Annotated in this window: 14 protein-coding genes; 3 read left to right on the top strand and 11 right to left on the bottom strand. The window is 71.9% G+C overall.

Annotation, left to right across the window (positions count from 1 at the left end; all coding sequences use genetic code 11):
- Positions 1-15 precede the first annotated feature (15 nt).
- From ACPT94_RS20495 to ACPT94_RS20450, 10 genes are all read right to left on the bottom strand, one after another.
- Entirely contained in the window at positions 16-738 is a 723-nt protein-coding gene (locus ACPT94_RS20495; RefSeq protein WP_425246480.1) for a gamma-glutamyl-gamma-aminobutyrate hydrolase family protein, read from the bottom strand.
- Entirely contained in the window at positions 735-2,225 is a 1,491-nt protein-coding gene (locus tag ACPT94_RS20490; RefSeq protein WP_425246479.1) for an aldehyde dehydrogenase, read from the bottom strand. The genes ACPT94_RS20495 and ACPT94_RS20490 overlap by 4 nt, the downstream gene beginning before the upstream one ends.
- Positions 2,226-2,330: 105 nt before the next feature.
- Complete coding sequence (locus ACPT94_RS20485) at positions 2,331-3,788, bottom strand: APC family permease (RefSeq protein WP_425246478.1); 1,458 nt, start codon at positions 3,786-3,788, stop codon at positions 2,331-2,333.
- A gap of 169 nt (positions 3,789-3,957) precedes the next feature.
- Positions 3,958-4,578, bottom strand: coding sequence for a TetR/AcrR family transcriptional regulator (locus ACPT94_RS20480; protein WP_360337278.1), 621 nt, complete (start codon positions 4,576-4,578; stop codon positions 3,958-3,960).
- Between the two features lie 24 nt (positions 4,579-4,602).
- A complete protein-coding gene (locus ACPT94_RS20475; RefSeq protein WP_360337280.1) occupies positions 4,603-5,448 on the bottom strand; it encodes a fumarylacetoacetate hydrolase family protein in 846 nt (281 codons plus the stop codon).
- Positions 5,449-5,462: 14 nt separating this feature from the next.
- Positions 5,463-6,407, bottom strand: coding sequence for a 3,4-dihydroxyphenylacetate 2,3-dioxygenase (locus ACPT94_RS20470; protein ID WP_360337282.1), 945 nt, complete (start codon positions 6,405-6,407; stop codon positions 5,463-5,465).
- On the bottom strand, positions 6,400-7,863 hold the full coding sequence (locus tag ACPT94_RS20465) for an aldehyde dehydrogenase (RefSeq protein WP_360337284.1): 1,464 nt from the start codon (positions 7,861-7,863) through the stop codon (positions 6,400-6,402). The genes ACPT94_RS20470 and ACPT94_RS20465 overlap by 8 nt, the downstream gene beginning before the upstream one ends.
- A gap of 34 nt (positions 7,864-7,897) precedes the next feature.
- Positions 7,898-8,704, bottom strand: a complete 807-nt coding sequence (locus ACPT94_RS20460) for an acetoacetate decarboxylase family protein (protein WP_425246477.1) — start codon at positions 8,702-8,704, stop codon at positions 7,898-7,900.
- 30 nt (positions 8,705-8,734) lie between these two features.
- Complete coding sequence (locus ACPT94_RS20455) at positions 8,735-9,943, bottom strand: NAD(P)/FAD-dependent oxidoreductase (RefSeq protein WP_360337288.1); 1,209 nt, start codon at positions 9,941-9,943, stop codon at positions 8,735-8,737.
- Positions 9,944-9,948: 5 nt separating this feature from the next.
- A complete protein-coding gene (locus ACPT94_RS20450) occupies positions 9,949-10,137 on the bottom strand; it encodes a ferredoxin (protein ID WP_360337290.1) in 189 nt (62 codons plus the stop codon).
- A gap of 345 nt (positions 10,138-10,482) precedes the next feature.
- Here ACPT94_RS20450 and ACPT94_RS20445 point away from each other — a divergent pair, with 345 nt between their 5' ends.
- Together ACPT94_RS20445 and ACPT94_RS20440 are read left to right on the top strand one after the other, a co-directional pair.
- Positions 10,483-11,838: a glutamine synthetase family protein gene (locus ACPT94_RS20445; RefSeq protein ID WP_360337292.1), complete on the top strand. Its 1,356-nt coding sequence runs from the start codon at positions 10,483-10,485 to the stop codon at positions 11,836-11,838.
- A gap of 35 nt (positions 11,839-11,873) precedes the next feature.
- Entirely contained in the window at positions 11,874-13,193 is a 1,320-nt protein-coding gene (locus tag ACPT94_RS20440) for a cytochrome P450 (protein WP_360337294.1), read from the top strand.
- Positions 13,194-13,265: 72 nt separating this feature from the next.
- Here the strand turns inward: ACPT94_RS20440 and ACPT94_RS20435 are convergent, their stop codons facing one another.
- Complete coding sequence (locus ACPT94_RS20435; protein ID WP_360337296.1) at positions 13,266-13,862, bottom strand: rhodanese-like domain-containing protein; 597 nt, start codon at positions 13,860-13,862, stop codon at positions 13,266-13,268.
- An 83-nt stretch (positions 13,863-13,945) separates the two neighbouring features.
- Here ACPT94_RS20435 and ACPT94_RS20430 point away from each other — a divergent pair, with 83 nt between their 5' ends.
- Entirely contained in the window at positions 13,946-14,233 is a 288-nt protein-coding gene (locus ACPT94_RS20430; protein WP_360337298.1) for a metal-sensitive transcriptional regulator, read from the top strand.
- Positions 14,234-14,265 lie beyond the last annotated feature (32 nt).

Genomic DNA, 14,265 nt, shown 5'->3' with positions numbered 1-14,265 from the left:
TCCCGCGAGGCGGGGTCAGAAACGGTCGCGGGCCGCTCTTACCAGGGCGTCGAAGAGGCCCTGCTGGGCGGGGTCCTCGTGGGCGGTGTCCTCGGGGTGCCACTGCACGGCGGTGAACCACCCGTGGGTGTCGGGGAGTTCGAGCCCTTCCACGGTGCCGTCGGCGGCGCGCGCGGTGACCACGAGTCCCGTCCCGGGACGGTCCACGCGCTGGTGGTGATAGCAGGAGGCCTCCGCCTTCTCCGCGCCCGTCGCCTGTTCCAGCAGGGTGCCGCGCTGGACGGCCACCGGGTGGAGGACGTGCCGGTGTTCGCGCCGCGGGCCGCCCATGTCCTGTTCCAGCGTGCCGCCGAGGGCGACGTTGACGACCTGGAGGCCGCGGCAGATCGCCAGCAGCGGCAGGCCCGAGTGCAGTGCGCGGCGGGCCAGTTCGAGGTCGAAGGCGTCCTGGAGGTCGTCGACGTCGTAGACGCTCGCGTGGGTGCCGGCGGCGCCGTAGCGGTGGGGGGCGAGATCGCCGCCCCCGGGGAGCAGGACACCGTCGAAGCGGGCGAGCCGGGCGGTGACGTCCTGCTCGTCCGGGTCGGCGGGGTGGATGCTCGCCGGTTCGCCGCCGGCCCGCCAGACCGCCTCGACCAGTGCGCGGGCGTTGACCTCCGCGGCGTAGCGCAGTGCGGAGGCCGTGGCGGAGAAGCGGGCGGGGATCGCGATCAGGGGCCGCGCGGGGGTACGGCTCACAGCTGGATCCAGGTGGTCTTCAGTTCGGTGTACTTCTCCAGGGCGTGGACGGACTTGTCGCGGCCGTTGCCCGACTGCTTCACCCCGCCGAAGGGGACGGTCAGGTCGCCCTCCTCGTAGCAGTTGACCCACACCGTGCCGGCCTTCAGCGCGCGGGAGACCTGGTGGGCGGTGGACAGGTCGCTCGTCCACAGCGCGGCGGCGAGGCCGTACTCGGTGGCGTTGGCCAGGTGCACCGCCTCCTGAAGGTCGTCGAAGGCGAGGACGGACAACACCGGGCCGAAGATCTCCTCACGGGCCAGCCGCATGCCGGGGTCCACCCGGTCGAAGACGGTCGGTTCCAGGAAGCTGCCGCCGGTGTCGGCGCGGGTGCGGGAGCCGCCGGTGCGCAGCCGGGCGCCCTCCGCGAGCCCCGTGCGGATGTGGTCCTGCACCCGGCTCAGATGGTCCTCGCCGACCAGGGCGCCCATCTCGGTGGCGGGGTCGAGGGGGTCGCCCACCCGTAGCTCCCGGGCCCTGGCGACGACGGCCTCGGTGACGCGTTCGGCGACGGAGGAGTGCACCAGCAGCCGGGAGGGCGCGGTGCACATCTCGCCCTGGTTGAAGAAGATGCCCCAGGCGGCGGTGGCGGCGGCCTTCTCCAAGTCAGGGGCGTCGGGAAGGACGATGTTCGGCGACTTGCCGCCGAGCTCGAGCCAGACGCGCTTCAGGTTGGAGTCGGCCGCGTAGCGCAGGAAGTGGCGGCCCACGGCGGTGGAGCCGGTGAAGGCCAGCACGTCGACGCCGGGGTGGAGGCCGAGGGCGCGCCCGGCCACCGGCCCGTTGCCGTTGACCACGTTGAGCACGCCCGGCGGCAGTCCGGCCTCGGTCGCGATCCGGCCCAGCAGCAGCGCGGACAGGGGCGAGTTCTCCGACGGCTTCAGTACGACGGTGCAGCCGGCCGCGAGCGCCGGGGCCACCTTCCAACTCGCCAGCGTCAGCGGGAAGTTCCACGGCACGACCGCGCCCACCACTCCCGCGGGTTCCCGGGTGACCAGGGCGAGCGCGTCCGGCGCGGTGTGCGGCGACTCGTCGGTCAGCTTGTCCGCCAACTGTCCGTACCAACGGAAGGTGTTGACGGCGGCGCGCAGCTCGATGTCGTGGGCGTCGGTGATCGGCTTGCCCATCTCCAGGCTCACTGTCAGGGCGAGCGACTGGCGTCGCTCTTCCAGGAGTTCGGCGATCCGCACCAGCGTCCGGCCCCGCTCGGCGGGGGTGAGGCGGGGCCAGGGGCCGGTGTCGAAGGCCCGGCGGGCGGCGGCGACGGCCGCGTCCACCTCGGCGGCGCCCCCGTCCGCGACCTCGGCGAGGACTCCGCCGTCGCGGGGCGAGACGACCGAGTAGCTCGCTCCCCCGCCGGGTTCGTCGGCGCCGTCGATGTGATGGGCGCCGGGCACCTCCAGGGTCTTGGCGCGGCGCAGCCACTCGTCGTAGGTGATGTCCAGCATGCGCGGCCTCCAGCTCGCCAAGAAATTTGAGCCCAAACGGTATGTCTGCGGTGAGTCCCTCGCAAGGCGCCGAGGGGCGGGGGTGGGTGGATGTCGAGCGGTGAGTCAGCCCTCGGCCGCCGGCCTGCCGGCGGCCGGCCGGGACGCGACGACGCCGAGGGCCAGAACCGCCGGGACGGCGAGTTCGAGCCAGACGGCGGTGGTCAGGTCGCCGCCGATGAGCGTGGTGAAGTTCTCGACGATCAGCCAGATGGCGCCGGCGATGCCGACAGCTCCGAGGGCGGGGGCGAACAACGTGTTCCAGGGGCGCGCGTCCAGGCGGTGGCGCCGGAAGAAGGCGACCACGGAGATCGAGGTCAGCAGGTACAGAAGCATGATCCCGAGGACGGCGACGCCGCTGCCCCAGGAGAAGAGGGTCAGCACCGGGTCCTTGCCGGCCAGCGCGAAGGGGACGACCAGGAGCACGGCGATCGCGGTCTGCACGGCACCCGCGGCACCCGGCGAGTGGCGGCGGTTGATCGACGACAGCCTGCGGGGCAGCAGTCCGTCGCGACTGAGGGAGAACAGGTAGCGGTTGGCGGAGTTGTGGAAGGCGAGGATGCCGGCAAAGAGGGAGGTGGCCAGCAGGATCGGCAGGACGTCGTTGACCCAGGCGCCGAACTGCGCGGCGATCGGGGCGAAGACGAACACCGTCGAGTCGCCGCTCTCCAGTGCCTTCCCGGCGGCCGCGGTCGCCTGCGACGCGCCGTAGGAGGAGACCAGCATCCAGGAGGTGAAGGCGAAGAAGCCGGTGACGAGGGCGACGGCCAGATACGTGGCCCGGGGGACGGTCCTGCGGGGTTCGCGGGCCTCCTCGCCATAGATCGCGGTGGCCTCGAAGCCGATCATCGACGCCACGGCGAACATGAGCGCCACACCCGGGGCCCCTTCCAGGGCGGCGCCCGGCGAGAAGGACCGAGTGAGGCCGAGCCCCTCGGGCCCGCCGCCCTTGGCGAAGGTGACGAGCGCGAAGGCGGTCAGGATGCTGAACTCCGCCAGCACGAAGACCGCCAGCACCTTGGCGCCCATCTCGATGCCCGCCGCGCCCAGCACCTGGACGATCGCCATGGTGACCAGGGAACACACCCACCAGGGCGCGTCCAGATCGGCGTGGTGCGCGAGCAGCGCGCTCACGGTCGCGCCGTACAGGCCGTACATGGCGGCCTGGATCGCACAGTAGGCGAACAGCGCGACGCCGGCGCTGCCGGCGCCGAGCGAGCGGCCGAGGCCCTTGCCGATGTACGTGTAGAAGGCGCCGGCGTTCACCACATGCCGTCCCATGGCCACGAAGCCGACGGAGAACAGCAGGGTGATCACGCCGGCCGCCGCGTAGGCGGCGGGCGTGCCGGGGCCGTTGCCCAGGGCGACGGAGATGGGGACGGAGCCCGCGATGCCGGTCAGCGGCGCCTGCGCGGACAGGACGAAGAAGAGGATGCCCAGCACGCCGAGGGAGTTGGGCTTGAGCTTGCCTGCGCTGGAGCCGTCGGGCGCGGTGCGGTCGCCGACCGCCGTCTGAGTGTCCATTCGGATCACCTGCCGGGAGGGAGGGGCGGGAGGAAGGGGGGAAGAGAGACGGAGAGAAGTCGTTTCGAGCCAAACGAATTGCCTCATGGTGAGACGCGGTCATCCGTTTGACAAGGGGGTGTCCGGGTTTTCTCGCCTGCCCGGGCGGCGGTGCCCGCCAGGAGGGGCGTCAGCGGTCGGCGTCGGTGTCCCTGTCGCTGTGGAGCAGCCGCAGCAGCGAGCGCAGCTCCTCCAGGGCGGCGTCGGTGACCTCGGGCTCGCCGAAGACCAGCTGGTGCAGGACGAGACCGTCCAGGGCGGCGAAGACGAGCCGGGTCAGGGGACGCTTCGCGCCGTCGGGGAGTATGCGGGACAGCTCCCGCTCGGTGGCGTCGAAGTACTCGTCGTAGAGCCGTCGGATATGGGCCAGCAGCTCCGGGCGGCGGCGTGCTTCGAGCAGCAGCTCGTACTGGAACGCCTGCGTGTCCGGATCCGCCGTGATCATGTCGGAGAGCCCGGCGGAGAAGTCGGCGACCTCGCCGGTGCCGGGTTCGAGCGCGCTGCCGCTCAGGGACAGGCGGATGGCGTGGGTGAGGGCCTCCTCGATCAGCGCGTCGCGCGAGCCGAAGTGGTGGACGACCAGCCCGTGGGTGACCCCGGCCTCCTCGGCGACCGCCCGGTAGGTGAGCCTGCGCAGCCCGCCCCGGGCCACCACGCGCACGGCGGCGTTCAGCAGGGCCTCGCGGCCCGTGCCGTAGTTGACGCGCTTGCGCGGGCGGCGCGGGGCGGTCGGCTCGTCGGGCTCGGTCATGACCGTGACCCTATCCACAGCGTGTCAGCGCCGGGGCGGGCGGATGCCGCGGAACTCCCAGTCGCCGCCGAGAGCGGTGGACAGGACTTCCTCGGACTCGGTGGGCTGGGCGCCCACGTCCGTGCGGACGGGCGTCGGGCCGGTGACGATGTGGTTGGTGAGCCGGCCCAGGCCCTCGACCTCCACCTCGACGACGTCACCGGGGCGCACGGGCCGGGAGTTGGCCGGGGTGCCGGACAGCAGCACGTCCCCCGGGTACAGGGTGATGGTGCGCGCGATGTCGGCGACGAGGTAGTGCATGTCCCACTTCATCTCGTCGGTCGAGCCGTCCTGGACGACCTCTCCGTTGACGTGGGTGCGCAGCCGCTTGCCGTGGAAGTCCCAGTCGGTGACCAGGCCGGGGCCGAGCGGGCAGAGGGTGTCGGAACCCTTGACGCGGAGCATCGACCCGGCGTCGGTGTCGCGGAAGTCGTGCAGGCCGTAGTCGTTGGCGATCGTGTACCCCGCGATGTACTCCCCCGCCTCGTCCGGCGAGACGTTGCGGGCGGTCCGGCCGATGACGATGGCGACCTCTCCCTCGTAGTTGAGCCACTTGCAGCCCTCGGGGCGGACGATCGCGCCCTTGTGGGAGTTGAGGGCGGAGGTCGGCTTGTGGAAGTAGGTGGGCGTGTCGGGCAGGTCGATCCGGAACTCGTCGACGCGGCTGCGATGGTTGAGGTGGACGGCGATCACCTTGGAGGGCACGACCGGGGGCAGGTGCTGGGCGTCCTCGGTCTTGACGCGGCGGCCGTCCCCGGCGACGAGTTCGTCGCCGTCCCGGACGGTTTCGACGGCGGCGCCGTCGAGGAGGATGCGACGGTGTTCGGGCATGGCGTGGGGCCTTTCTAGGAGCGGCGGTGCGGGGTGTGCGGGGCAGTGGGCGCCGGGGTTCCCGTGCCGGTCCAGCCGTCGGCCGGGCGGTCGAACCACAGGTGCACCTGGCCGGTGCCGACGGAGTTCTCGTACTCGCCGTACTGGCGGGCCCTGGCCGTGCACGCATGTTCACCGAGGGCGCCGGCCATCATCAGGTAGTGGAAGAACTTCGCCTCGGGCCTGTACTTCCAGAACTCGTCCATCGTGTCGAGGACCTTGTCGTGGCGGCCCTCCTTGAACCAGGCGATGCGCTCGTAGTCGGCCTCGCGTGCCTCCGGCGTGAAGATGTGCGCCGGGTCGCTGGCCTCGTGGTCGCGGATCTCGCGCAGTGGCCAGAAGGTGTGCGACATCGCGCCGGAGGCGATGAGCAGGACCCGGCGGCCGGGGGTGGCGGCGATGCCGTCGGCCAGGGCGCGGCCGAGGCGGAGGTGGTCCTCCATGTCGCCGGTCTGGCACACGCCGATGGTCACCCAGCGTTTGCCGGGCAGGCCTTCGCCGAGGAACTTCCAGAGGTTGATGGTGGCGTAGAAGATCGGCAGGTGGTCGTCGTCGATCGGGGTGATCCAGGTGCCGTGCTTGTCGGCGAACCGGGCGACGTTGTGGGCGAGTTCGGGGTCGCCCGGGAAGTCGTACGGCATCCGGCACATACCGCGCGGCAGTTCCTCGGAGGTGAACAGACCCGCGCGGCGGGCTTGCGCGGTGACGACGAACTCGACGGTGGTGGCCCAGTGCGAGTCCAGGACGACGACGGTGTCGTAGTCGTCGGCGGCGTCGCCCTCGAAGACGTCCCGGCGGAGTTGCCGCAGGCCGGTGACGAGGGTGATCTCCTTGCCCTCGTTGAGCTCCAGCCGGTCGGCCTCCGGCAGCACGATGGTGGGGACGTGGGCGAGCAGGCCCGCCCCGACGATCTCACCCATGGTTCTTCCATCCGTTCGGGGCGGTCACGGTGTTCTTCAGGTCGCAGTAGAAGTCGAAGCTCCAGGTGCCGCCCTCGCGCCCGACACCGGACTCGCGGGAGCCGCCGAAGGGCGCCCGCAGATCACGCACGAAGAAGCAGTTGACCCACACCGTGCCCGCGACGAGCCGTGCGGTGACCCGGTCGGCGCGCTCGTGGTCGCCGGTGGCGAGGGTCGCGGCCAGGCCGAAGCGGGTGTCGTTGGCGAGGCGGACGGCCTCCTCCTCGGTGGCGAAGGTCTGCAGGGTCAGGACGGGGCCGAAGACCTCCTCCTGCACGATCTCCGAGTCCTGGGCGACGCCGGTGAGGAGGGTCGGCGTGTAGTACCGCGCGCCCTTGCGCTGCCCGCCCATGACCGCGCGCGCCCCGGCCGCGAGCGCCCGCTGCACGAAGCCGTCGATCTTCTCCAGCTGGCGGGGATGGATGGTGGGCCCGATGTCGGTGGCCTCGTCCCGCGGGTCACCCTGCCGGAGCCGCGCGGCCTTCGCGACGAAGCGGCGGGTGAACTCCTCGGCGACGGTCTCCTCGACCAGGAGGCGCGTGGCGGCCAGGCACACCTGTCCCGCGTTGTCGTACTGCTCCACGGCCAGGTCGACGGCCAGGTCCAGGTCCGCGTCGGCGAACACCAGCAGGGGCGACTTGCCGCCGAGTTCGAGGCTGAGCGGGGTGAGGTTCGCGGCGGCCGAGGCCGCGATGCGCCGGGCGGTCGGCACCGAACCGGTGAAGCTGATCCGGCGCACGTCCGGGTGCGAGGTGAGGGCGTCGCCGATCTCCGAGCCGTAGCCCTGGACGACGTTCAGCACCCCGGCGGGAAGGCCTGCCTCGGCCGCGATGTCGGCCAGGAGGGAGGCGGTCAGCGGGGACCACTCGGCGGGCTTGAGGACCACGGTGTTCCCGGCGGCCAGCGCGGGGGCGACCTTCCATGTCGCCAGCATCAGCGGGGCGTTCCACGGCGTGATCAGCACGCAGGGGCCGGCCGGGTCCCACGAGACGTGGTTCGTGTGGCCGCGGGTGGCGAAGTCCTCGTGGGCCGGCGTCAGCAGCCGGTCGGCGAAGAAGCGGAAGTTGTGGGCGACGCGGGGCATCACGCCCCGGCGGTGCGAGCGCAGGAGGGCGCCGTTGTCGGTGGTCTCGACGATCGCCAGCTCTTCGAGCCGTTTCTCCACGCCGTCGGCGACGGCGTGGAGGATGCGGGCGCGTTCGGCACGGGACGTGGCGGCCCAGGAGGGGAAGGCGGCTTTGGCCGCGGCCACCGCCGCGGCCGCCTCCGCCGGAGTGCCCCGGGCGATCTCTCCGAGGGTGCTGCCGTCGATCGGCGAGACATCGGTGAACGTTTCGCCGGCAGCGACGCGCTCGCCGCCGATCCAGTGCCGGGTGTCGACGGCGACCCCGGCCACCGTGAGGGTGTGCTCGGTCATGTCCGGTCTCCAAGTCCTGTGCTGTGTACGGTGGTCACTCGGCGCCGGACGTACCGGACTCCAGCAGGCGCCCGCCGTCCCAGACGACGCCGACCTGCCGGTAGTACGCGGCGATCGGCTCGCGGATCTCCAGCCGGGCCAGCTCCTCGGTGGGCGCCTCGAACAGTTCGAGGTCGGCGTCCCCGACCCACGGCTGTCCGCCCTCGAAGGAGGCGGCCCCGGACTCGATCAGCTCGTCCAGCGCCAGGCCCTTGCCCTTCTCGATGGACGGCAGCCAGCGGTGGTGGGCCATGGGGTGGCCGTTGACGAAGCCGTTCGTCTCGGACGGCTCGCGCAGGGTGACCACGGCCTGGGCGAGGCGCCGGTCGGCGGCGGCGAGGGTGGCGCCGAAGCGGGCGCCGGCCTCGATGCGCGGAGCGGGCCCGTACGGGTGCGGGCGCGTCTGGTGGATCGAGCCGAGTTTCTTCGGATAGCCCTGGTGCAGGCCACGCGCGACGGCGAAGTCCTTGTCGACCCAGATGTGGACGCAGCGGGTGTAGGTCTGGCCCCGGTACTTGCAGCGCACGACCGCGAAGGCCTCCTTGTACTGGGAGAGCACGGGGTCGAGCAGTTCCTCGCCCGACGCGGAGCAGGACTGCCAGTCGGCCCAGATCAGCGCGACCGCGCCGGGGTCCTCGTCGGCCGGCTCCAGTGGCTCGGGCAGCAGTTCGCGGACGCGTGCGGGGTCGGTGCGGTACTCGACGGTGAGCAGGTCGCCGGAGTAGCGCCACGGCGGGGACGGGATCAGCGACGAGGCGCCGGTCGCCGTCTTGGGGTGGAAGTAACCACGGACAGCAGGCATGGCGGGGTTCCTTGTGCGGTGCGGGCGGGCTCAGGGAGTGAGGGCGGGCTGCTTCAGCAACCGGGCGCGGTAGCGGGCGGCGCCCAGGGCGGTGGCGTGGCCGCCGAGGGCGACGACGCCGACCAGGTGGCCGCCGGTGTGGTAGCCGGCCAGGACGTCACCCTCCGGGTCGCCGTCCAGGATCCGTACGTCGTCCTTGCCGAGGGCCGGCGCGCCGAAGGACTGCAACCGGAACTCGTGCTGATCGCTCCAGAAGGTGGGCAGGGGCGCGAAGGGCGCCAACTCGAGGTCGGTGCCGGTGAGACGGGTGACGAGGGCCTTGGCGGCGTGCTTGGCGGTGTCGGTGGGGATGGACCAGTGCTCGACGCGGCGGGGTACGCCGTCGTAGCGGGCGTTGGGGAAGCGGGCGACGTCACCGACCGCGACCACCTCCGGCCGTCCGCCGACGCGCAGGTGCTCGTCGGTGGGGACGCCGTCGGACAGGTCGAGCCCGTTGCCCTCCAGCCACTCGGTGTTGGCGACCGAGCCGACCGACTCCACGACCACGTCCGCGGGCAGTACGGTCCCGTCGCTCAGCACGACGCCCGTGACCCGGTCCTCGCCCTGGAATCCGGCGACGCCCGCGCCGAGCGCGAAGCGCACTCCGCGTTCCTCGTGCCGTTTCAGCAGCGCACCGCCGAGCAGCTCGCCGAGCGGCCCCACCATGGGCAGCGGCAGGGGATCGACGACGGTCACCTCGCGGACGCCGAGCCCTACGGCGGTGGCGGCCACCTCGCAGCCGATGAACCCGGCGCCGACCACGACGACCCGCGCGCCGGGCCGGGTCAGTTCGCCGCGCAGGCCCTGGGCGTCGTCGATGGTGCGGACCGTGTGGCGGCCGGCGAGCGGGCCGGGGCAGCACAGCCGCCGGGGCCGCGTACCGGTGGCGACGACCAGGCCGTCGTAGGGGATCTCCGAGCCGTCGTCGAGTGCGACGGTCCGCTCGGCGAGCCGGGCGGCGACGATCCTCGTGCCGAGCCGCCACTCCACGTCGGCGGCGGACGCCTTCGGGATGAAGGCCAGCGATGCGAACGGCGCCTGGCCGGCCAGGACCTCCTTGGACAGCGGAGGCCGGTTGTACGGCATGTGGGGCTCGTCGCCGACGACGGTGATCGGCCCGGTCCAGCCCGCCGCGCGCAGCTGTTCGGCGGCGCGCAGGCCGCCCATCGAGGCGCCGGCGACGACAACGCGTCCGGTCACGGGGCTCAGTCCTCGATCCGGATGGCCTGCAGCGGGCACACGTCGGCGGCTTCCTCGACCTCGTCGCGCAGCGCGTCGTCCGGATCGCCGACGTGGGTGAGGTGTCCGTCGTCGTCGAGCTGGAAGACGTCGGGAGCCGCGAAGACGCACTGGCCGTGGTCCTGGCACTTGTTCATGTCAACGACGACCTTCATGGCCGGTCCTCCTGAATGTGAGGGCGTCGAAGCGGGGTGAGAAGGCGGACGGTGCGACCGGCCGTCGCGCGGCCCGGTCCCGGTCCGTCGGTGCTGTGACCGCACGAGCATCTCGTTTGGCTTCAAACAAGATAGGGACCGTTTCGGACGATGGTCAATGCCTATCCGACTGGATAAATTCTTGTCGCCACCCTCTTGTGGCCGATGGGAGCGATCCCTATCGTTTGGCTTCAAACATTGATCTGGGACTGCCCCGTCGGGCCCCGGCTGCGCCCCTCCCCCGCCACCCGACCTGTGGACCTCGCAGCCCGTAGGTGTCCCGCCATCCGCCCCGAGGAGACATCGGTGAGCGCTCACGACATCGCAGAAGTCCGCCGCCACATGGAGCGGCTCACCGCCGACGGCATCGACGTGGTCCGGGTGACCTATCCCGACCTGATCGGCACCGAACGGGCCCGGGACGTGCTGGTCGAGGAACTCCCGCGGGCGTGCGAGCACGGGCTCGCCTTCTGTCGCGCCGTCTACCACACCAGCCCCCAGGGCGATGTCGTCCCGGTCAGCGGCGGCCTGGACGCGGGGCTGCCCGACGTCTGCGTACGACCGGACCTCGACAGCCTGGTGGCGCTGCCCTGGGAGCCCGGGGTCGCCGCCTGCCTGGCGGAGGTCGTCGACCCGGCGACCGGATCACCCGCTCCCGAGTCGCCCCGGGACCTGCTCCGGGCGGTTCTCGCCCGGTGCGCCGAGCACGGGCTGCGGCCGGTGGTCGGCCCCGAGCTGGAGTACTACCTCTGCGACCCGGTCCCGGGCGGGGCGGGCGGCTGGCGCCGGTACGCCTGCGACGCCGGCGACGTCTACACGGCCGGGCTGCGCGCCGACCCCGACAACCACCTGCTGCGCACACTGCGCCAGGTGCGCGATCTGGGCATCGGCGTGCTCAGCGGCAACCACGAGTTCGACGGCGGCCAGTTCGAGATCAATCTCGCGCACTCCGAGGCGATGTCGGCAAGCGACCGCGCCTTCCGCTTCAAGTCGGCGATCAAGGAACTGGCCCGCAAGGAGGGCCGGATCGCCACGTTCATGGCGAAACCCTTCAACGACGCGGGCGGCTCCGGCTTCCACCTCCACCTCTCCTGCGAGGACGCCGAGGGCCGCAACACCTTCGACGACCCCGCCGGCGCCCACGGTCTGTCCGCCACCGCCCGCCACGCGATCGCCGGCGTCCTCGCCCACGCCCCGGCGCTCGCCGCCCTGGCCAACCCGACCGTCAACTCCTACAAGCGGTTCGGCCCCGACACCCTCGCCCCCTGGCTGATCGACTGGGGCCTGGACAACCGCAGCGCCATGGTCCGCGTCCCGCCCGAGCGCGGGTCCGGCGCCCGCCTCGAACTGCGCCTGGGCGACGCCGGCGCCAACCCCTACCTGCTGATCGCCGGCACGATCGCCGCCGCACTGCTCGGCGTCCTGGCCGGCGAGGAACCCCCGGCCCCCCTGGAGGGTTACGGCTACGACACCACCAGGTCCGCCGTCCTGCCGATGAGCCTGCCCGCCGCGCTGGACGCGCTGGAGGCGGACACGGCCCTGACCGAGGTCCTGGGCAAGGGCTTCACCACGTCCTTCCTCACCTACAAGCGCAACGAGGTCGAGCGCTTCCACCGGTACGTCACCGACTGGGAGTTCACCGAGTACGCCCACCACCTCTGAGCCGCCGAAGCCCCCGCCCCAGGAGATCCACGCCCATGAGCAGCACCGCCGTGCCCGTCACCCCCACCACCGGCGCCGAACTGCGCGCCCGCCTCGCCGAGCCGCTTCCGCTCGCGGAGGTGGACCTCGCCGGCCTCGACAACTTCGCCGACGGCATCACGCCCTGGCGCATGTTCCACACCCTGCGCCACGAGGACCCGGTGCACTGGCAGCCGGAGGAGGCGCCCAACTCCGGCTTCTGGGCGGTGACCCGGCACGCGGACATCGCCCGCGTCGACCGTGACACCGAGACCTTCACCTCGACGAGGTTCGTCAACCTGGAAGAGGTCGACGACGACCAGATCAAGAAGCGCGCCTCCATCCTCGAACTGGACGGCGTCCGCCACCGCGCCCTGCGCAGCCTGCTCCAGCGGCAGTTCGGCGCGAACGTCATCAACAGCTACACCGACTTCCTGCGCGGCCTGACCGCGACCACCCTGGACACGGCCCTGGCCAAGGGCACCTTCGACTTCGTCAGGGAGGTCTCCGCCGACTTCCCCATCAATGTGCTCGCCCGCCTCCTCGACGTGCCGCCGCAGGACAACCAGCGGCTCATCGACTGGGGCAACCGCATCATCGGCAACACCGATCCCGACTACGCGGACGTGCTGCTGCACAGCGAGGAGAGCGAGAAGTACCGCGACCTGCCCTTCCGCTCCCCCGCCTCCCTGGAGGTGTTCGAGTACGGCCGGGAGCTGGCCCGACAGCGGCGCGGTGGAACCGGCACCGACCTGGTCTCCCGCCTCGTCAACGCGACCCCGCGCGACGGCGTCCCGCTCTCCGCGCAGGACTTCGACAACTACTTCCTGCTCCTGGTCGTCGCCGGCAACGAGACCACCCGGCACACCATCACCCACTCGATGCTGGCCCTCCTCCAGCACCCCGAGCAACTGGCCCGCCTCCAGGAGGACCCGTCCCTGATCCCGACGGCGGTCGAGGAGTTCCTGCGCTGGGCCTCCCCCGTCTACCACTTCCGCCGCACCGCCACACGGGACACCGAACTCGGCGGCAAGCGGATCAGGGAGGGCGACAAGGTCGTCATGTGGTTCGCCTCCGGCAACCGCGACGAGGAGGTCTTCGCCAACCCCTACGACTTCGACGTCACCCGCGCCGACAACGACCATGTCACCTTCGGCAAGGGCAGCCCCCATCTGTGCCTGGGCAACCTGCTGGCCCGCACCGAGATCCGCGTCATGTTCGAGGAACTGATCCCGCGCCTCGCGGACATCCGCCTGGCGGGCGAGGTACCGCGCGTGCGCTCCAACTTCGTCAACGGCATCAAGAAGCTGCCGGTCGAGGTCACCCTGCGGCGCTGACGGGCCAGGACGGCGCCGACAGGCCCGGACGGACCGCCCGCACCACTGTGCGGGCGGTGGCACAAGGGCTGGTCAGCGGCTGCGCAGGGCGACCAGCGCGGTGTCCAGGTCTGCCTCGCGGGGGCGGTTGTACGGCAGTCTGCCGAGCAGGGCGGCCATGCCGCAGGTGTCGGTGAGCGCGGAGAAGACGAGACCGCCCGCGACGCCCGCCGAGAGGATCTGAAAGGCCGGGTGAACGACCAGGCCGAGCGCCAGGCCGACCAGCACCAGCGCACCGGCGGTGAAGCGCACCTGGCGCTCCATGCTCCAGGTCGCCCGGGTGGCGCGGGTGTCATGGGCCGGGGGCCGGTGCAGGTCGTGGCCCCGCTCGGCCCAGGCGCCGGTGCCGCCCGCGAGTGTGGCCGCGGGAATGCCCTGCCCGGCCAGGAACTCGCAGGCCTTCCCGGAACGGGCGCCGGAGGCGCAGACGACGAGGAGGTCACGGCGTTCGGCGGCGTCGCGCAGCTCCGGCAGTGCGCGCCGGACCTGGTCGAGGGGGATGTTCAGGGCGCCGGGCAGATGACCCGAGGCGTACTCGCCGGGTGTGCGCACGTCGATGACGGTGAGCTCGTGCAGCCGGGTGCGGGCCTGCTCGGTGGCGAGGGTGACGGGGGTGAGGGGAGCAGTCATGAGTGATGTGATCCTTGATGGTCGACGACGTCCCCGACCGGGACGTACAGTACCCCTAGGGGTATGGGACTGGAGGATTGGTCTTGGAACTGGAGCTCGGGGGCGCGGATCTGAAGGCGGTACTGAACCGGTTGCGCCGCGCGCAGGGGCAGATCTCCGGGGTCATCCGGATGATCGAGGAGGGCCGCGACTGCGAGGAGGTCGTGACACAGCTCGCCGCCGCCTCACGCGCGCTCGACCGGGCAGGCTTCGCGATCATCGCCACCGGTATGCAGCAGTGTCTGACCGACATCGAGGCCGGCCGGAAGAACGGCGAGGACGCCCAGCAGATGCGCGCCCGTCTGGAGAAGCTCTTCCTGTCGCTGGCCTGAGGCACGGGGCCCGCACGCGCGGCCCCGGGGAT

Source organism: Streptomyces aurantiaciflavus (assembly GCF_049808595.1).
GTDB lineage: Bacteria > Actinomycetota > Actinomycetes > Streptomycetales > Streptomycetaceae > Streptomyces.
The sequence above is the reverse complement of the archived record's forward strand: the minus strand, read 5'-3'. Positions and strand labels throughout refer to the sequence as shown.